The organism is Mesorhizobium sp. SEMIA396, assembly GCF_024518615.1.
GTDB lineage: Bacteria > Pseudomonadota > Alphaproteobacteria > Rhizobiales > Rhizobiaceae > Mesorhizobium.
Genome location: NZ_JANIFC010000001.1, coordinates 281,258 through 300,477, shown reverse-complemented (window position 1 = coordinate 300,477; position 19,220 = coordinate 281,258). Strand labels below are relative to the sequence as shown.

At 61.4% G+C, this 19,220-nt stretch carries 19 protein-coding genes; 16 read left to right on the top strand and 3 right to left on the bottom strand.

Going from position 1 to position 19,220, the window contains the following annotated elements:
- Nucleotide 1 precedes the first annotated feature (1 nt).
- From NP503_RS01460 to NP503_RS01440, 5 genes are all read left to right on the top strand, one after another.
- Nucleotides 2–1,132, top strand: a complete 1,131-nt coding sequence (locus NP503_RS01460; RefSeq protein WP_127268453.1) for a glycosyltransferase — start codon at nt 2–4, stop codon at nt 1,130–1,132.
- Nucleotides 1,129–2,223: a glycosyltransferase gene (locus tag NP503_RS01455; RefSeq protein ID WP_127268454.1), complete on the top strand. Its 1,095-nt coding sequence runs from the start codon at nt 1,129–1,131 to the stop codon at nt 2,221–2,223. The genes NP503_RS01460 and NP503_RS01455 overlap by 4 nt, the downstream gene beginning before the upstream one ends.
- Nucleotides 2,220–3,323, top strand: a complete 1,104-nt coding sequence (locus NP503_RS01450) for a glycosyltransferase (RefSeq protein ID WP_127268455.1) — start codon at nt 2,220–2,222, stop codon at nt 3,321–3,323. Before NP503_RS01455 ends, NP503_RS01450 begins: the two co-directional genes overlap by 4 nt.
- 23 nt (nt 3,324–3,346) lie before the next feature.
- Nucleotides 3,347–4,393 (top strand): UDP-glucuronic acid decarboxylase family protein, encoded by a 1,047-nt coding sequence (locus tag NP503_RS01445; protein WP_027036338.1) that lies wholly within the window; start codon nt 3,347–3,349, stop codon nt 4,391–4,393.
- Between the two features lie 94 nt (nt 4,394–4,487).
- The gene (locus tag NP503_RS01440; protein ID WP_127268456.1) at nt 4,488–4,673 is read left to right on the top strand and encodes a hypothetical protein; all 186 of its coding nucleotides are present in this window, start codon (nt 4,488–4,490) and stop codon (nt 4,671–4,673) included.
- A 9-nt stretch (nt 4,674–4,682) separates the two neighbouring features.
- On the opposite strand, the gene NP503_RS01435 is transcribed toward NP503_RS01440, so the two are convergent.
- A complete protein-coding gene (locus NP503_RS01435) occupies nt 4,683–6,425 on the bottom strand; it encodes a hypothetical protein (protein WP_127268457.1) in 1,743 nt (580 codons plus the stop codon).
- A gap of 155 nt (nt 6,426–6,580) precedes the next feature.
- Here NP503_RS01435 and NP503_RS01430 point away from each other — a divergent pair, with 155 nt between their 5' ends.
- From NP503_RS01430 to NP503_RS01380, 10 genes are all read left to right on the top strand, one after another.
- On the top strand, nt 6,581–7,684 hold the full coding sequence (locus NP503_RS01430) for an inositol-3-phosphate synthase (RefSeq protein ID WP_127270577.1): 1,104 nt from the start codon (nt 6,581–6,583) through the stop codon (nt 7,682–7,684).
- Nucleotides 7,681–8,277, top strand: coding sequence for a histidine phosphatase family protein (locus NP503_RS01425; RefSeq protein ID WP_127270579.1), 597 nt, complete (start codon nt 7,681–7,683; stop codon nt 8,275–8,277). Before NP503_RS01430 ends, NP503_RS01425 begins: the two co-directional genes overlap by 4 nt.
- Before the next feature lie 14 nt (nt 8,278–8,291).
- Nucleotides 8,292–9,392, top strand: a complete 1,101-nt coding sequence (locus NP503_RS01420; protein ID WP_127270580.1) for a glycosyltransferase — start codon at nt 8,292–8,294, stop codon at nt 9,390–9,392.
- Nucleotides 9,392–10,195: a sugar phosphate nucleotidyltransferase gene (locus tag NP503_RS01415; RefSeq protein ID WP_127270582.1), complete on the top strand. Its 804-nt coding sequence runs from the start codon at nt 9,392–9,394 to the stop codon at nt 10,193–10,195. Before NP503_RS01420 ends, NP503_RS01415 begins: the two co-directional genes overlap by 1 nt.
- 2 nt (nt 10,196–10,197) lie before the next feature.
- Nucleotides 10,198–10,959, top strand: coding sequence for a TIGR04290 family methyltransferase (locus NP503_RS01410; protein ID WP_127270584.1), 762 nt, complete (start codon nt 10,198–10,200; stop codon nt 10,957–10,959).
- Entirely contained in the window at nt 10,952–11,884 is a 933-nt protein-coding gene (locus NP503_RS01405) for a beta-xylosidase (RefSeq protein ID WP_127269611.1), read from the top strand. Before NP503_RS01410 ends, NP503_RS01405 begins: the two co-directional genes overlap by 8 nt.
- A 24-nt stretch (nt 11,885–11,908) precedes the next feature.
- Nucleotides 11,909–13,039 carry a glycosyltransferase gene (locus NP503_RS01400; RefSeq protein WP_236382688.1) on the top strand — a complete coding sequence of 377 codons (1,131 nt, stop codon included), beginning with the start codon at nt 11,909–11,911 and terminating at the stop codon, nt 13,037–13,039.
- A gap of 8 nt (nt 13,040–13,047) precedes the next feature.
- On the top strand, nt 13,048–14,022 hold the full coding sequence (locus tag NP503_RS01395; protein ID WP_128306976.1) for a GNAT family N-acetyltransferase: 975 nt from the start codon (nt 13,048–13,050) through the stop codon (nt 14,020–14,022).
- Nucleotides 14,023–14,025: 3 nt separating this feature from the next.
- Nucleotides 14,026–14,940, top strand: coding sequence for a class I SAM-dependent methyltransferase (locus NP503_RS01390; protein ID WP_127270587.1), 915 nt, complete (start codon nt 14,026–14,028; stop codon nt 14,938–14,940).
- A 494-nt stretch (nt 14,941–15,434) separates the two neighbouring features.
- The gene (locus NP503_RS01380) at nt 15,435–15,611 is read left to right on the top strand and encodes a hypothetical protein (RefSeq protein WP_127270589.1); all 177 of its coding nucleotides are present in this window, start codon (nt 15,435–15,437) and stop codon (nt 15,609–15,611) included.
- Here the strand turns inward: NP503_RS01380 and NP503_RS01375 are convergent, their stop codons facing one another.
- A complete protein-coding gene (locus NP503_RS01375; protein WP_127270591.1) occupies nt 15,612–16,175 on the bottom strand; it encodes a sigma-70 family RNA polymerase sigma factor in 564 nt (187 codons plus the stop codon).
- Between the two features lie 291 nt (nt 16,176–16,466).
- Between NP503_RS01375 and NP503_RS01370 the strand changes: the two genes are divergently transcribed.
- Nucleotides 16,467–18,578, top strand: coding sequence for a catalase (locus NP503_RS01370; protein WP_127270593.1), 2,112 nt, complete (start codon nt 16,467–16,469; stop codon nt 18,576–18,578).
- A 75-nt stretch (nt 18,579–18,653) separates the two neighbouring features.
- Here NP503_RS01370 and NP503_RS01365 read toward each other — a convergent pair whose 3' ends face one another.
- Nucleotides 18,654–19,145, bottom strand: coding sequence for a hypothetical protein (locus NP503_RS01365; protein WP_127270596.1), 492 nt, complete (start codon nt 19,143–19,145; stop codon nt 18,654–18,656).
- Nucleotides 19,146–19,220 lie beyond the last annotated feature (75 nt).

Sequence of the window (19,220 nt, the reverse complement as noted above, 5' to 3'; positions counted from 1 at the left end):
CATGCGCTTTCTGTTCTACACCCACTCGGTCGTTTCCGACTGGAACCACGGCAATGCCCATTTCCTGCGCGGTATCATGCGGGAACTGGTCGCGCGCCGGCACCAGGCGGTCGCGCTGGAGCCGTCCGACGGCTGGAGCCGTTCGAACCTGCTGGCTGAGAAGGGATCCTTCGCCATCGAACGCTTCCGCAAGGATTTCCCAGAACTGATGCCGGTGACCTACGATGTCGGGTTCGATCACGAGGCCTGGATCGCTGAGGCCGACGTTGTGATCGTTCATGAGTGGACGGATCCGAAGCTTGTCGCACGTATCGGCCGTGCCCGGGCCGCTGGCGGCAACTTCATCCTTCTGTTTCATGACACCCACCACCGGGCGGTATCGGCGACCGAGGCAATCTCGGCGCTGCGGTTGGAGCACTATGACGGCGTTCTCGCCTTTGGCGAGGCCTTGCGCGAGAGCTATTTGCGCGCCGGCTGGGGCAAGCGCGTCTTCACCTGGCATGAAGCTGCGGACGATCGCCTGTTCAAGCCGCACCCGGAGATCCACCCCACGTCCGATCTGGTCTGGATTGGAAACTGGGGCGACGATGAACGAACCGCCGAACTCAAGGAGTTTCTAATCGAGCCGGTACACGATCTCGGTCTCGAGGCCACCGTGCACGGCGTACGCTACCCCAAGCCCGCACTTGCGGATCTGGCCACCGCCGGACTGCGCTATGACGGATGGATCGCCAATGCCGACGTGCCGAAGGCGTTCGCCGCGCATCGTGTCACCGTCCACATCCCGCGGCGCCCCTATCGTGAGGGTTTGCCTGGAATTCCGACGATCCGCATGTTCGAGGCACTCGCCTGCGGCATTCCGCTGATTTCAGCACCATGGTCCGATGTCGAGCAGCTGTTCAGGCCCGGCGTCGACTTCCTGTTCGCCCACAATGGCTCGCAAATGCGGCAACACCTGCGGGCGGTGTTGGCCGATGCGGATTTCGCGGCTTCCCTGGTGACTTCGGGTCTCGAGACCATCCGCTCGCGGCACACCTGCCAGCACCGCGTCGACGAGTTGTTCGGCGTGCTCACGGAATGCACAACCGAACATACCATCAACAAGACCACCGCAAAGGAAGCCGCCGCATGAAGATGGCATTCTATGGATCGAGCCTTTTGTCGTCCTACTGGAACGGTGCCGCGACCTACTATCGCGGCTTGCTGAAGGCGCTTGCCCAATTGGGCTACGAAATCACCTTCTATGAGCCCGACGTCTACGACCGGCAGAAGAACCGCGACATCGAGGCCCCTGACTGGTGCACAGTGGTCGTTTATGAAGCGACCCAGCACGCGTTGATGCAGGTCGCGGCACGCGCCGCCAGCGCCGACATCGTCGTCAAGGCGAGTGGCGTCGGTTTCGAGGACGAGGCGCTGCTGCGCGCCGTTCTCGACCATGCCCGCAGCGACGCGCTGGTGGTATTCTGGGACGTGGACGCTCCGGCAACCCTTGCCCAGCTGCGCGACGAACCGGACCATCCGCTCCATGGCGCCCTGCAAGAAATCGACCTTGTGCTGACCTATGGCGGCGGCGACCCCGTCGTCTGGGCCTACCGTGCCATGGGGGCGAACGAATGCGTGCCGATTTACAATGCGCTCGATCCCCAAACGCATCACCCGGTCGCCAGCAATGCGCGTTTCGCTTGCGATCTGGCGTTCCTCGGCAACCGGCTGCCGGATCGTGAGGCGCGTGTCGAAGCATTCTTCCTCGATCCCGCAAGCCAGCTGCCGAAACAGCGCTTTCTGCTCGGCGGATCGGGCTGGGGGGACAAGCCGCTTCCCGCCAATGTCGGCTGGCTCGGTCACGTTGGCACCCGCGATCATAATGCCTTCAACGTCACTCCCAAGGCCGTGCTGAACATCAGTCGCGACAGCATGGCCGTAAACGGTTTTTCACCGGCCACGCGTGTCTTCGAGGCGGCCGGCGCCGGTGCCTGCCTCATCACCGACGCATGGCTGGGCGTGGAACTGTTCCTGAAACCAGACGAGGAGATCCTGGTGGCACGGGACGGCGGCGATGTCGCCGAGATCATGCGCTCGCTGACCTCCAGTCGGGCGAAGGCAATCGGCCAGGCCGCACTTTGCCGCGTGCTGGCCGACCATACCTACGCGCTGCGGGCGGACGTGGCCGATGCCGTCTTCAAACGTCATTTCGAGCAGGGGACCGTGGAGGCAGCGGAATGACCAAGCAATTGGACATCGTCTTTCTCGGCCTGTCGCTGTCCTCGTCCTGGGGAAACGGCCACGCCACGACGTTTCGAGGCCTGCTGAAAGGTCTGCACGAACTCGGCCACCGCGTGACCTTTCTGGAGCGAGACGTGCCGTGGTACGCCAACCACCGCGATCTGCGAGATCCGGATTTCTGCGCCTTGCGCTACTACGAAACCACTGCGGAGTTGCAAAGCGACTACGCCCGGTGCCTGGAGCAGGCCGACATTGTCGTCATGGGCTCCTTCGTGCCGGAAGGGCGCGTGGTCATCGACATCGTCGCTTCATTTTGCAAAGGGCGCTTCTGCTTCTACGACATCGACACGCCGGTAACCGTGGCGCAGCTTTCAGCCGATGATTGCGATTACCTGAGCTGGCGGCAGATTCCGTATTTTGATGTCTACTTCTCGTTCACCGGCGGGCCGATGCTTGGCCGTCTGGTGGAGGAGTTCGGCGCGCGCCGCGCCGAACCGCTCTACTGCTCGGTCGACCCGGAACGGCACCACCGGACCGGCGATCCGATCCGCTGGGATCTCGGCTATCTCGGCACCTACAGTGCCGACCGGCAGGCAACGCTGAACGCGCTGCTGCTCGAACCAGCACGGCGTATGCCGGACCGCCGTTTCGTCGTAGCCGGCTCGCAATACCCATCCGACATCACCTGGCCGGACAATGTCGAACGCATCGAACATTTGCCGCCGGCCGATCATGCCGCGTTCTACAGCCGTCAGCGTTACACGCTGAACGTCACACGCAGTTCCATGATCGCTGCCGGATGGTCACCCAGTGTGCGCCTGTTCGAAGCGGCTGCTTGCGGCACGCCCATCATCAGCGATCGCTGGCCAGGGCTCGACAGCTTCTTTCCCGCATCGGCGATTCACAACGCCGGGGAAACGGACGATGTCATCGAAATCCTCTTCGGCGAGTCCGAGCGCACACGCCTCGCCATGGCCCGCCGGGCCCGCGAACGCGTCCTCGCATCCCACACCGGTGCGGCCAGAGCGCGCGAATTCGTGACGGCGTTGACACAGCCAAGGGCGGCGGCCCTCGATTTCGACATCGGAAGCGCAGCATGACCGGCATACAGGAGAAAACGACGATGCGACAAAAAAGAAACGCGCAAAGGGCAAAGGCAGTGCTTGTCGCCGGCGGTGCGGGATTCCTCGGTTCGCATCTTTGCGAAGCATTGCTCCGCGATGGCTGGCGCGTGATCTGCGCCGACAATTTCCTGACAGGGCGCATGGAAAACATCATCTCGATCATGGATCAGCCGGGTTTCCGATTGATCGAGCAGGACATCTGCCGGCCATTGGATCTCGGCGAGCCCGTGGATCGCATCTACAACCTGGCATGCGCTGCCTCGCCGCCGCGTTACCAGGCCGACCCGATACACACCACGCGAACCTGCGTGATCGGCACGCTCAACCTGCTCGAACTCGCTGTCCGATATGACGCGCGGCTGCTACAGGCCTCGACGAGCGAAGTGTATGGCGATCCGGAGCAACATCCCCAGAGGGAGGACTATGTTGGCCATGTGAACTGCACAGGCCCGCGCGCCTGCTACGACGAGGGCAAGCGCACTGCCGAAACGCTTTGCTTCGACTATCTTAGAGCCGGCAAAGCCGACGTGCGCGTCGCGCGCATCTTCAACACCTACGGTCCGAGAATGGATCCGGCGGATGGCCGCATCGTCTCAAACCTGATCATGCAGGCGTTAGAAAAACGTCCTCTGACGATCTTCGGCGACGGCTTGCAAACGCGGTCCTTCTGCTATGTCTCCGATCAGATCGATGGATTGAGGCGACTGATGGACATCGACCCCAATCCGGGCAAGCCGGTCAATCTGGGCAATCCCGGAGAATTCACCATCGTGCGACTGGCGGCGCTGGTGAAGGCGATGACCGGCACCAAATCGGATTTGAGATTTCTGCCGCTGCCGCAAGATGATCCTCGGCGCAGGCAGCCCGATATTTCGCGTGCAAAAGCGCTGCTCGGCTGGACACCGAAGGTGCCCCTCAACGAAGGGCTCAAGCTGACGATCGATTATTTCGCGGCGCTCGAAGGCAGTCGCATCGGCGATCAGATGACAGGCTTTGCCAAAAGAGCGAGGCCGGCATCCGGCGGGCTGCAGAACCTTCCGGCGTGATGCGAGACGGCCGCCGAATCTTTCCCGAGATCGCGCGGAACATCCGCCCAAGCTTGTGGTTTGGCGGGAGGAACCGATACGGAGGATCATCCTCATGCAACCCAAGCGACCCGCGAGGGATATCGACCAGATGGCCGAACGCGAGACGGCTGCCTATCTGCGGCGCGCCTCGATCACCTATCTCGAGTGCTGCGTCAGCTTGATGATGACGCATCTGCAGCGCGAGGAAGTGGCCGCTATTCTCGAGCAGGAAGCAGACATGCTGCGAAGGCTGGACTGATCGGAACGATCATATCAGGCATTCGTCCAGGAACCCTATCAGTCGCATCCTATATCGGTCTGCCGTCGCGGCGAGCCTTGCTTTTTCCCGGCCATTTTCGGATTGCGCAGCCGTGCTCCAGAGCCCGAGCTGGAATGCCAAATAGCACGGTTCGAAAAAGCCGATGTGGCCGTTGTCGATGGCAAGCTTCATTCCTTGGACCAGGGTCCTCACATCGCTGTCGGATAGCCCGTACTCGACACGGGCGCCGGCAATGTCCCACTCTATTGGCTGGCAGCCGATCAAATCGTGTGCCCGGCAATGGTCGACGGCATCTGTCTTGAGCACCCTGCCGTCGGCACGAACGAGAAACTCCCATGGTTGGAGCTTTCCATCGATTTCAACGCGCTGCAGCCCGCTCGCGGGGGCCTGTTTCGAGAGCCAACCGCGCAAGGCTGCCGCGCGTTTTTCGCCCAGGGCTTCCGACGTATTGGAAACAGCCATCTCCGCGAGTGCAAGCAATGATGCACCCGGTTCGCAAGTTCGAAGATTGAGCGCACGCCAGGCCAGGTAATTTGTGAACTCCGCGATCAGTCTTTCCATGGGTAGCGGCGCCTGATCCATCGTGGTGCCGTCAATCCACCGTTCAACCAGAAAGCCATGGCAAAGCGCGACAACTTGCGATCCGAACTCGGCTTCATGCAACATCGTCGCGGTTCGTTTCTTGCGCCGTCCGGTTTCGCCGAGACCCGCGAATTTGACGAGCCAGCGGTCACGCCCGGCGGACGCCAGGAATTTACGCCGCTCGGTACCGCGAGGGCTCGGCGGCCAGCGCCCTTCGTCGGCGTAGTGGGCGGCCCGCCACTCGCCGCCAGATAGCTCGGTCAGGCCTAATTCCGGCCTGCCGACCGCCTCGGCCACCCAATCGCGCAACGTGGGGATTTTCGAGCTTTCGGAGAAGGTGCATTCAAACGCCGTCGCCACATGCTTCGGACAGCGCGACCATGTCTCCCGAGCCTCCCGCGACGCTTCGATGCCCGGGCCGCCTGAATGGCTGGGAAACAGGTGAATGCGGTCCGTATCGATACCCAGTTCACGCAGCCACACGATAACGGCATGCATCGAACTGCCGGACAGGCCAGGACCCTCGTCGACAACGGCGAAACGCGCCGATGGATTGTTCATCCAAGTGGCGATCGACTGCGGATCGGCGTTGATATACCTGCGGAAGGGATGGCCGATCGGGCGAACGCTGAATGGTGCCGGCGCACCAATCGAGGCCGCCACCATAGCTGCCAGCCCGAGGCCGATGCTGCGGACGCCGATCACGCATGTGTTCGCATCGAGACCCGACTTCTGCGCCGCGTCCAAATAGCTTTCGGGATAAAGCGCATAGTGCGCATAACCCTCGGCAGAGCCGGTCACAACCTCGGCCTTGCAGTCGAGCCCGGCCAGCTGTTTGAGAAGTCCCGGATCGATGCCACCGCCGACGCCGAAACCGCTTTGCCACGACTTCGCCACCTCTGCCGCGAGTCCGACCAACAACTTGGCGCCTTGCTGTTGTCGCGGCGAAAAGATGTCGATGCCGCTGGTTTGGAAATCGACATCGGCAAGCGCCTGAACCAGCTCCGACACGCTGATGAATAGTCCGACCAATGCAGCATGGCGTTGGACGCCATGAGACATCCGATCCAGGCTTTCGGCCATTTCGTTTGCTGCTTCCCGAAGCTGCTCTGCGCTCTCGGTCTGCCTGTGGTCGCCGTAGACGATCATCGATCGGTTTTCCAATGTTGCCGTGCGGCAACGCATCGAATGCAGCTTCGATCCATGCAGTCTCGCGCAATTTTTCGATGGGCGGAGGAACATTCCGGCACGCTGATGGTTCGGCGCCAGGAACTTACCTTTGAACAACATAGGGTGGCGGTTTCGTGGGATCGAAAAAGGTTCGTGTTGGTATCGTTGGGGTCGGCAACTGCGCATCCTCCCTGGTGCAGGGCCTCTCGTTTTATCGTAACGCGAAAAGCAACGAACCAATCCCTGGGCTGATGCATGCCGACCTTGGCGGCTACCATGTCGACGACATCGAGATTGTCTGCGCATTCGATGTCGCCAGGAGCAAGGTTGGCCGCGACGTCGCGGAAGCGATCTATGCCGCCCCGAACAACACGTTCCGCTTCGCCGACGCGCTGACAACCGGCATTCGCGTCGAGCGCGGGCCGACGTTGGACGGGATCGGCAAATATCTGCGCGACGAGATTGAAGAAGCTCCGGAGCCGGTTGCCAATGTCAGCGAGATCCTGCGCGACAGCAACGCTGACGTGCTGGTTTCCTACCTGCCGGTGGGTTCTGAGGAGGCAACTTGCTTCTATGCCGAATGCGCACTCGAGGCCGGCTGCGCCTTCGTCAATTGCATACCAGTTTTCATCGCCTCACGCCCGGAATGGCGCCGGCGCTTTGAGCAGCGAGGACTGCCGCTGGTCGGCGACGATATCAAGAGCCAGGTCGGCGCGACCATCGTGCACCGGCTGCTGGCCAATCTCTTCCGCGAACGCGGCGTACGCATCGACCGCACCTATCAGCTGAATTTCGGCGGCAACACCGATTTTCTCAACATGCTGGAACGCGAGCGGCTGGAATCGAAGAAAATCTCGAAGACACAGTCCGTGGCCAGCCAGTTCGATGTTCCCCTGGAGCCAGGCAATATCCACGTTGGGCCCAGCGACCACGTACCGTGGCTGACCGATCGCAAGTGGGCCTATATAAGGGTGGAAGGCACGACTTTCGGCGGCGTGCCGCTCAATGCCGAGCTCAAGCTGGAAGTCTGGGATTCTCCAAACTCGGCCGGCGTGGTGATCGATGCGGTACGCTGCGCCAAGCTGGCGCTCGATCGCGGCATGGCCGGAGCGCTGACCGGTCCCTGCAGTTATTTCATGAAGTCGCCTCCCGAACAGTTCACCGACGCCGAAGCGCGGCAGCGCACGCTCGCTTTTATCGCAGGCAAGGACGAGCCTTTGCTCGATGCCGCGGAATGACGACGACCTTCTTTCTGATCCGCCATGCGGCACACGACAATGTCGGCTCCTATCTGGCAGGCCGTATGGACGGCGTTTGCCTCGGGGATGCTGGTAAGGCGCAGGCAACGCAGCTTGGCTGCCGCATGGCCCGGGAGCCGATTGCAGCGATCTTGTGCAGCCCGCGCGAGCGGACCCGGGAGACGGCCCTGCCAATCGCGTTCGCCTGCGGCGTCGGGGAAATCGCGATCTGTGCCGAACTCGACGAGATCGACTTCGGCGACTGGTCGGGAAAGACCTTCGATGAGTTGAGCGGCAACGCCGGCTGGCGAGCCTGGAACGACCAGCGGCAGGAGGCCAGGACACCAAACGGCGAAACCATGCTGGATGTCCAGCAGCGCGTCGTCGCGGTGATGAACGCTGTCCACGAGCAGCATCAGAATCAGTGTGTCGCCCTGGTCAGCCACGCCGATGTGATCAAGGCCGCCGTCTGCAAAGTCCTTGGCTTGCCGGCCGGCGACTGCTTTCGCTTCGACATCGATCCCGCCTCGATCACCACGATCGTGTCGGGCGACTGGGGGGCGAAGCTGATCCGATTGAACGAAGTTGCCTGACGAGGATTTGCCGGATGCAGATGGTCATTTTCGGTCTTACCGTCACGTCTTCATGGGGTAACGGCCATGCCACCTTATGGAGGGGACTGATCAGAGCCCTCGCCCGGCGCGGCTGGTCCATCACCTTCTTCGAACGCGACACACCCTACTATGCCGGAACGCGCGATGTTGATCATCTGGACGGCGGCAACATCGTGCTCTATCCGGACTGGGAGGATATCCGCCGGGTCGCGGAGCAAACGATCAAACGATCGGATGTCGTTATCGTCACCTCTTATTGTCCCGATGCCGTGGACGCCTCGCGGCTGGCGCAGCAGGCAGGGCGCGGACTGCGGGTCTTCTACGATCTGGACACTCCGGTCACGCTTGCCCGCATCGAACAAGGTGAGCGTCCACCCTATTTCGGCCCCGAGGGTCTTGCCGATTTCGACCTCGTCCTGAGCTACACAGGCGGCTCGGCGGTCGACGCGCTGAAGGCGGTTCTGGGCGCGCGTCACGTGGTGCCGCTCTATGGGCATGTCGATCCGGATCAACACCGGCCGGCTACGCCGCGGGCCGAGTTCAAGGCCGATCTCTCCTATCTCGGAACCTACGCGCCCGATCGCCAGGCGGCCGTCGAGAATCTGCTGGTTCGCCCAGCTGCGCGCTTGGCGGACCAGCGCTTCATCATCGGCGGCGCACAATATCCGCAGGAATTCCCGTGGAGCGACAACATCTTCTTCGTCAGGCACCTTCCGCCGGCCGATCACCCGGCGTTTTTCTCATCCTCTCGTCTGACACTGAATGTGACCCGCGAGGCGATGGCGCAAAAGGGCTGGTGCCCTTCGGGCCGGTTGTTCGAAGCAGCGGCATGTGGAGCGCCTATCGTAACCGACACATGGCCGGGCCTAAGCAGCTTCTTCGAACCCGGCAGCGAGATCCTGCTGGCCCACGACACCGATGACGTGGTCGCGGCGCTCGCCTTACCCGCAGGAGAACTCGATGCTATCAAAACCCGTGCGCGCCAACGGGTTCTCGACGAACACACCTCTGGCCGGCGCGCGGCGGAGCTGGACCAGATTCTAAACGACGCCTTTCAAAGATCTCCCGGCGAACCGATGATGGAAGCAGTCTGATGTTGGGCATTGTGCCCGCTGCCGGGCGCGGCAGCCGCATTCAACCGCTCGGCTTCTCGAAAGAGCTGCTGCCGGTCGGCAGCCGGATCGATGGACAGACCGAGCGTCCCTGCGCCGTGAGCGAGTATCTGGTGCGGCGGATGGTGCACGCTGGTGTCGACAAGATCTGTTTCATCATTGGATCGGGCAAATCCGACATCCTCGAATATTACGCTGCCGGCTATGGTGACGCCGCGGCTCTCTTCGTGGTGCAGCCCAATCCCGTTGGACTTTGCGATGCGATTTTTCGGGCAGCGCCTCTCGTCGCGTCCGATGAGGTCGTCCTGGTCGGCCTTCCCGACACGATCTGGTTTCCCGAGGACGGCTTCTGTCATTTGCCTGACGATCAGCTTTCATTTCTGCTCTTCCCGGTGGATCGTCCGGAATTCTTCGACGCCGTCGTTGTCGATGACCACGAGCGCGTGATCGAAATCCAGGTCAAGCAACAGGACGCCGCCACGAACTGGGTTTGGGGTGCGTTCAAGATGCCGGGCCAGATCCTGCATCAGCTTGCGGCACTCTGGCGTGAACGGGAATGCCGTGACGAATATATCGGCACGTTGGTCAACGCCTACCTTGCGGCCGGAGGTCAAGCCTCCGGCGTCAAGGCTGGGTCGGCCTATGTCGATGTCGGCACGTTCAACGGCTATCGCACGGCTCTGCGGCTGCTCGAGGACGGCGCCGCACCCGTCCGTCACCAACCCGCCACGATTATGCCAGGTGCCCGTTCGCATGTGCCTGTCGTTCCCGGCGAAGGAGCCTGATCATGCTGCATTCCCATGCCGAAATCCGCCGACGTATCGATGCTCTCGGCCCATGGTTCCACAACATGGAACTGGCGGGTGTCGAAACCGCTCCCAACCATTTTCTCGGCAATTATCCGCTGATCAAATGGCGCAAATTCGCCGAGGCCATTCCCGCCGATCTGACAGGCAAGACGGTGTTGGATATTGGTTGCAATGCCGGTTTCTATTCCATCGAGATGAAACGGCGAGGTGCTGCCCGTGTCCTCGGCATCGATTTCGATGAGGCCTATCTGGCGCAGGCCCGCTTTGCCGCCGAGATCGCCGATTGCGAGATCGAATTCCAGAAACTTTCGGTCTACGACGTCGGCGCCCTGAGTGAAACGTTCGATGTCGTGCTGTTCATGGGGGTGCTTTATCACCTGCGCCACCCCTTGCTCGCGCTCGACCTTATCCGTGAGCACGTCGCCGGTGACCTGATGATCTTCCAGTCCATGCAGCGCGGCAGCACAGATCTGCCCGAGATGGAAGAGAACTATCATTTCTGGACGCATGACCTGTTCGACCGGCCGGAATTTCCCAAGCTCCATTTCATCGAGCACCGCTATGCCGATGACCCGACCAACTGGTGGATACCCAACCGCGCCTGCACCGAAGCGATGCTGCGCAGCGCCGGTTTCGAGATCGTTCTGCACCCCGAACAGGAGGTCTATTTCTGCCGCGCCGCCGGCGACGCGGCCAGTGGGGGTCCCGTCTACCCCTCGAAAGGACAGCGCCATGATTGAAGCCGCGATGATCTGGAACGAGCCCAATAACAAATCGCATTGGGATCCCGAGCTCGACCCCGATTGGAGCCGCTTCGCCGGGATGGCAATCCTGGCGGCGGACGCAATCGCATCTGAAAACCCGGCTTTGACCAAAGTGCTCGGTGGCATCTCGCCAATAGATCCGGGGTTCATCACCCGCATGAAGGAATTCGGCGTGCTGGATCATGTCGATGCCGTCGCCGTGCACGGCTTTCCCCTCGACTGGAATCTGTGGCAGATCCAGGAATGGCCGCAGAAGATCGGCGAGATCGCGACCGTCACCGATCTTCCCATCTGGGTCAGCGAAGTCGGCGTATCGACCTTCGGCGCCGAGGAAATCCAAGTCTGGGGGCTCAAGCGCACAGCTGAATTGCTGCTCGGCAATGCGCCACGCATCCAGTGGTACAGCCTCTACGATCTTCCGCGTGAATGGGAAGCAACGACGCGTCACCGCGAAGCCGAGGGCTCCTCTTACTATCGTCATTTCCATATGGGGCTGCTACGCCAGGACGGCACGCCAAAGCCCGCGCTGGAGGAATTCCTGCGCCATACACCCGCAATGGGCCTGGTGCAGTGGTTTCATTTCGAAGACCCGCGGCTGGACGATGCCGTCGCCTGGATGAAGCGGCTGGGTGTCACCAATATGCGTACCGGGCTTTCCTGGGCGGACAGTTTTCGGCCGAATGCGCTGGACTGGTTCGACCGGCAGATGGAAGCACTCGCCGATTTCGATGTGACGGTCACCTTCTGCTTCACACCTCAGCACCGCGGAATGATGCCCCACCACACCAGCCCGCCCCTGGTGCCGGAGGAGTTCGCTGAATTCTGTTCAACCATGATCCGCCGCTATGCGCCTGGCATGACATCCGCCTCGCTCCCCACGCAGCGGGCCTCGGCCGCGTGAAATGTCATGCTGCCCATGCATCAGATGCAGGACTTCGCGACGCCGTTGACAGGTGGAGATACGGCGCAGGGCAACGAGACGCGCCCAGGCGAGACACTCACCGTCCTCAATGTCGCCTACCCTCTCGCGCCCGTCGGCCCCGACGCTGTCGGCGGTGCCGAACAGGTTCTGTCGATGCTCGATCGGGCACTGGTTCAGGCCGGTCATCGATCTATCGTCATTGGCTGCCGAGGCTCCAGAACGAGCGGCACGCTTGTGGAAATACCGGCCGAAAACGGCGTACTCGACGAGGCGGCGAAGAGCCGCGCGCAACAGGCCCATCGCGAGGCGATCGCGGCTGCCCGTGCCCGATGGCCCATCGACGTGGTTCATCTGCACGGCATAGATTTCGACGCTTATCTGCCCGACGATGGTCCGACCTTGGTGACCCTCCACCTGCCATTGGATTGGTATCCGGCCGCGGCATTGCGCCCCACGCGCGGTGATCTCTGGCTCCATGCGGTCTCGCCCACCCAGCAGAAAACCGCGCCATCAGACGCCCGGCTGACGGCGCCGATTCCGAACGGCGTTGACATCGAAGCACTGACCCTGCTGCAGTCGAAGCGCGGCTTTGCCCTTGTTCTAAGCCGGGTTTGTCCGGAAAAGGGCGTCCACCTGGCGCTCGACGCAGCCAAACAGGCAGATGTGCCGCTGGTCATCGGCGGCAAGGTCTATCCCTATGAAACGCATACGCGGTACTTTCGCGATGAGGTCCAACCTCGCCTCGATGGCCGCCGCCGCTTCCTTGGCCCTCTCGGCTTCACCGCCAAGCGACGCATTCTCAATGCGGCGCGCTGTCTGGTCATTCCGAGTCTCGCAGCCGAGACCAGCTCGCTTGTGGCCATGGAGGCCCTCGCCTGCGGTACCCCGGTGGTCGCCTTTCCAAATGGTGCGCTTCCCGATGTCATAGAGCACGGCAGGACGGGCTTTCTCGTCGATACGGTCGACGAGATGGCCCAAGCCATTCTTGCGGCGCCCAGCTTGGATGCCGAGACATGCAGGGCCGAAGCGCGACGGCGGTTTTCGCTGGAACGCATGATCTCGTCTTACATGGACGCCTATCAAGCGCTGGCACGGCTTGGCACTGGTCGCCGGCGCTTCGCGGCGACGCCGTGAGCTAAACTGTGCTGCGCAGCGAAATCATCGGTGACCTCACACAATTGGACGCCTTGACGCCGCACTGGTGGAAACTGTGGCAGCAGAGTCCCTCGGCGACTCCGTTTCAATCTCCCGCCTGGCTGGTGCCGTGGTGGCACGCATTCGCACCTGGTGAACTGGCGACGGTCGCGGTCTGGCGTGGCGACGATCTGGTCGGGCTGGCGCCATTCTACCTTGAGCATGGGATATCCGGTTCGAAGCTGCTTCCGGTCGGCATTTCGCTCAGCGATTATCTGGACATTCTGGCTGTCCCTGGGAGCGAAGCCGAGGTCGTCGACATTGTCGCCGAGTCGATCCTCTCGATCGGGTGGGCGCAATGGATCTTGTCGGACTTGCCGCAGGACAGCCTCTCCCTTGCGATGACGCATCCCGAGATGGATTGGCCGACCGCCCATGCCGCCTGCCCCGTGCTCGCCCTCGCCGGCGACGAAACGCTTGCAGGCTGCGTCCCCGCAAGACGCAGACGCCAGTTGCGTCGGGCGCGTCAAGCCGCATCAAGATGCGGCCGGATCGCGCTGTTGTCGGCAAGCGGCAGTCCGCAAACTTTCCTCGATCAATTGATCCGCCTGCACAATATGCGCTGGGCCGAACAAGGAGGCGGTGTGTTGGCCAACGCCGCCGTCGAGCAATTCCATCGGCTCTCACTTCCCTTGCTCGACGCTCACGGTCTGGTGCGATGCTGGCTGTTCGCGATCGATGGCGGAACCGTCGGCGCCTATTACGGATTTCACCACCGCGGCCGTGCCTATGCTTATCTCGGTGGCTTCGACCCTGCTTATGCCGAGGAGAGTCCAGGTGCGATCCTGATTGGCCACGCAATCGCGGAAGCGATCCGCGAAGATGCGCGCGAGTTCGATTTTCTGCGCGGCCAGGAGGCCTATAAATATGGCTGGGGCGCCGTCGACAGGTGGACGATGCGCAGGGTCTGGACGCGGAGTTGATGCATGAGTGTAACCGCACCGAAAGCCGCCCGGCGCACGACATCGGTCAGGCTGGCGGTTGAAGACTGCATGGCCGATGGCATTTGCGCCGAAGGTGTTCTCGTCAGGCTGGCGCTCCACCTGCCGCCCACAATTGGAGCGGCGGAATTGGCGGAGGTCGTGCTGAAGGTCCAGCCGGCGGATGCCGGCGACGCAGCAAGGCTGCGAAAGGTCGCCGGACTGCTGCGCTGCAAACCAGACGTCTTCGCCATGTTGCGGGCAACGGGTGGCGCCGTTCGGCATGAGCGCGATGAGGGCGAGACGAATGTCGCTGTCGTCATGCGGCTGGCCTCCAGCTTCGATGCCGCGGCAGCGATTTCGGGAGCCGCGAGTGTCCAACTGGCATCCCTCGGCGATGAGGCAAGGCTCACAGTCACGACCAACGAAATCGTCGCATGGCTGGAGGCGCGAGAATTCACCGGAAGGGAACGGAGCATTCTCGACATCGGTTGCGGCATCGGCCGTTTCGAGCGCGCGCTGTGCAAATCCTTCAAGTGGATGGTCGGCATCGACATATCGCCGCGGATGATCTCCATCGCCTCCGAGCAATGCGCCGCACTCGGCAATGTCGAGTTGCGACAAACCTCCGGTCTCGATCTGTCCGAATTCGCCGACGCCAGTTTCGATTGCGTGCTGGCGGTGGACAGCTTTCCCTATCTGGTTCTGGCCGGCATGGCTGATCGGCATTTCGACGAAATTGCGCGCGTTCTGAAACGGCCGGGCTGGCTCGCCTTGCTGAACTATTCCTATCGCGGATCACTTCTCTCAGACCGCGATGATATCGGCCGTCTGGCGCAAGCTCATCAATTGCGGGTCCTCATCGACGGCGAGAAGCCGTTTCGGTCGTGGGATGGCGACGCCTTTCTGCTCGCTGGGTGAAGCGGAACATTACAGCGCGATGCCAGTTCGGACGTCGAACAACGGGCACCGACGAGTGTCCCCGATTCGAAGGAGGATATCATGGCATCCGGCGGTAAAAAACATTTCGGCCGCAGCAGCCAGGCAAGAGTGCCGGCGCCGGCGCGGTGACCTCCCCGGAGAAGGACGAGATCGAAGAAAACGCGGTCTTGTCGAATCGCAACAAGAAGCAGCATGGCCAGGAGCGCGGGCTGGACGGCAATCGGATCAAGCCCGATCAATATCAGGATCACGCCGCTGACCGATTGCCTAGGGATTGAACGCCACCGCCGCGCGTCCATGGCCCGGGACGACGAAGGACCGGGACGACGAAGGACCGGGACGACGAAGGAGCAGCAAGGAAATAAACCTGTGCAAGGGGCCGCTGGTGAGCTTCTTGGCGGTTGACACCGCCTTGTAATGCCAGGCGCTTATCACCACACTAGGATCAAGGGACCCGCTATCAAGAGAATGTGATGTCTCGTTCGAGCGACGATACCCCGGATCCGCATGTCGAGATGGCTGTGGATCAGGAGATTGCTTCCCTGCTGGCCGCCATAGAGCAGGAAAAAATTCCAGACCGCCTGACCAAGCTGGCGATCGAATTGCAGAACGCGCTCGTCGAGAAACGTCGGCGCGACGTGAAGAACTGACTATCTGCGGCCGTCGACCTCGACATCGAGCTGACCATCCGACAGCTGGTTTCGTCTTTCTATCAATGTCTGCAGCGAACTCTCCCCCAGGAATTCAAGGATGTTGGCGCGCGCACGGTTCAGGCGGCTTTTGACCGTTCCGACCGCGCAACCGCATATGTCGGCGGTTTCCTCGTAGCTCACTCCCAAAACGCCGATCAGCATCAGGACCTCGCGTTGGTGTTCAGGCAGCCTTTGAATGGCGCCGTGAACTTCCTTGCTCTGAACGGTCCATTCCTGGGTGGCTTCCGAAATTGGTCTCGAAGACGCGCAATCGAGCAGGCCGGGCGCCTCCCGGGCAGCGATCTTGACCCGGGTATAGTAAGTGTTGCGCATGATGGTGAAGAGCCACGACTTCATGCGCGTACCGGGTTCGAACTTGTCGATGTTGGCGAGACCCTTGGTCAGTGTCTCCTGCACGAGATCGTCAGCGTCGTCGGGGACGCGGCAGAAGGTGCGCGCGAATGCCCGCAGGGCAGGTATCAGGTCAACGATGGAAACTTCATTGGTTTCCTGGTCGGCCAAAAGGCAGCCTCCGGATGACAATGGTCCAGCTCCCAGAAGAAAGAGTGTGTGAACGCAGCCCCAGCTAAATGCATGGAAGTTTGGTTCGTTCCTCGTGCCGGAGACAACTCTTCATGAATTGTGCGCAGGCGGAGATATCTGTCATCCGATCGGCGCGCACCATCGCCGCAGCAGTCCCGGCTCCTCCGACAGCGGTGTCTCCAGCGTCCATTTTTTACGGGAACAAAGCTGCTCACCGGCAGTTTGATGGCTTGACCACTTCAACCTTCCGGTATCGATCGAGGATCTGTCATGGCCAAATCCGCTCGCCCCTCCGCTCGCCAATCGGCAAGTGGACTGGATCAGAATAGCGCGCGCGGAAATGGCGGCGAGTTGCACCAGATCGCGGGGGACGACACGCCTGCCCTTACGACGGCGCTCGGAACGCCTGTCTCCGACGACCAAAACACATTGCGGATCGGTGAGCGCGGACCATCGCTGATCGAAGACTTTCACTTTCGCGAGAAGATTTTCCACTTCGACCACGAACGCATCCCGGAAAGGGTCGTTCATGCCCGCGGCTATGGCGCGCATGGTTTTTTCGAGACCTACGAGTCACTTGCCAAATACACACGTGCCGACATTTTCCAGCGAGCTGGTGAAAAGACGCCGGCATTCGTTCGTTTCTCGACGGTTGCCGGCAACAAGGGTTCGTTCGATCTCGCCCGCGACGTGCGCGGCTTCGCGGTCAAGCTCTACACCAAGGAGGGCAATTGGGATCTCGTCGGCAACAACATCCCGGTCTTCTTCATCCAGGACGCCATCAAGTTTCCCGATCTGATCCACGCCGCCAAACAGGAGCCCGACCGTGCCTTTCCGCAGGCACAGACGGCGCACGACAATTTCTGGGACTTCATCAGCCTGATGCCGGAATCAATGCACATGGTGATGTGGATCATGTCGGATCGCGCGATCCCGCGTTCCTTCCGCTTCATGCAAGGCTTTGGTGTGCACACGTTCCGCCTCGTCAACGCGAAGGACGAATCCACCTTCGTCAAATTCATCTGGAAACCGAAGCTCGGCATGCAATCGGTGGTCTGGAACGAGGCGGTCAAGATCAATGGTGCCGATCCCGACTTCCATCGCCGCGATTTGTGGGAGGCCATACAGGCCGGCAATTTCCCGGAATGGGAGTTGACGGTGCAACTGTTCGATCAGGCATTTGCCGACAGTTTCGACTTCGATATCCTGGATGCAACGAAGATCATTCCCGAAGAGGTCCTCGAACCAATTCCGGTCGGTCGGCTGGTGCTCGACCGGATGCCGGACAATTTCTTCGCCGAGACCGAGCAGGTGGCGTTCATGACGCAGAATGTGCCGCCCGGAATCGATTTCTCCAACGATCCGCTACTGCAAGGCCGCAACTTCTCTTATCTCGATACCCAATTGAAACGGCTGGGCAGCCCGAACTTTACCCATCTGCCGATCAACGCGCCGAAGTGCCCGTTCGCCCATTTTCAACAGGACGGGCACATGGCCATGCGCAACCCGGCCGGTCGTGCCAACTATGAGCCGAACTCATGGGGACTGGGACCGCGCGAGGATCCGCAGCGTGGCTTCCGTTCTTTCGCCGATGCCGAACAAGGGCAGAAAGTACGTCTGCGCGCGGAGAGCTTCGCCGATCACTACAGCCAGGCCCGGCAATTCTTCAACAGCCAGACACCACCGGAGCAGCGTCACATCGCGATGGCGCTGACGTTTGAACTGAGCAAGGTCCAGGCGCCGGCAATCCGCGAGCGCATGGTTTCGCATTTGTTGAACATCGATGAAACGCTGGCGACCACGGTCGCCGATAAGCTCGGCATCCGTGACCTGCCCGAACCTGCCGAAGCCGCCGTTCCGCCGCGCGATGACTTGCCGCCGTCGCCGGCGCTCAGCATCATCCAAAATGGACCCAATAGTTTCGAAGGCCGCAAAGTCGGTGTCATGCTCAGCGATGGAGCCGATGTCGCGCTGTTCGAGGAACTTCGTTCCGCCATCGAAGCGGAAGGCGCGGTGATGGAGGTGGTTGCGCCCAAGGTGGGTGGCGTCGAAGCCGCCGACGGCACCCACATCGAGGCAAGGCACATGATCGACGGCGGTCCGTCCGTATTGTTCGACGCGGTGGTGCTGCTCCTCTCCGAGGCGGGCGCCGAGTTGCTGGTCAAGGAGGCCGCTGCGAAGGATTTCGTGTCTGATGCGTTTGCGCACTGCAAGTTCATCGGCTTCACCCCGGGGGCCGAGCCGCTCCTGGCCAAAGCAGGCGTCGCTCCCGATGCCGATGAGGGGCTGACGCGGCTGGATTCGGCAGCTTCGGTAACTGCATTTGTGCGGTCATGCCGGAAGCTGCGGCTCTGGGCGCGGGAGGCGGCTGTCAAGCTTTGATGCGATGACGTCAGCTGTTTTCCGCTGGCATGTCCGCAGGCTTTGGTTTGCCGCCAACCCAGTCCGCACCCCGATCTACGAGCGATCTTCCTTGCTGGACGCTTGCCGCTGCTTTTCCAGGACCTCATCGGTCCCGACCAGCTTCTTTGCTCCGCCTGAAATGGTCGTGGACACCACTGAGGGCGGATCGCTCGCCGGAAAGGAATCCTCCAATCCCGCCTGCAGTTGGTCCTCGAGCGTGCGTGGTTCTTCGGAACGGCCGGGCGTTCTGCGTGTGTCTATCTTCTCAAGCGGCTGTTTCCTCTCTGGCGAATCGTTGGCGTTCCGGACCAGGGCGTAAAGTTGCTCGATCGCGAATTCCTTGATCGTTTCGAAATCGGCGCGATCGTCCTCTGCCGCCTCGATCTGATCAACCATGGCTTTCTCGAAGCGGTCGAGGCTGTCGCCTCCGCAGGCATGGGAAAGGCGCAACAGGGCTTCGTTCAGCATCAACGGAGCAAAATGTGCTGAAGCTTCAAGCCTGAGTTGTCTTAGACGATCCGGAGTGGCGGCCTGCAACTTTGACATGGACAACCTCCTTTCTCCCACAAGCGTCTCAACGACATTTGACCGCCGATGTTCCACTGCGCCTGAACATCCTTC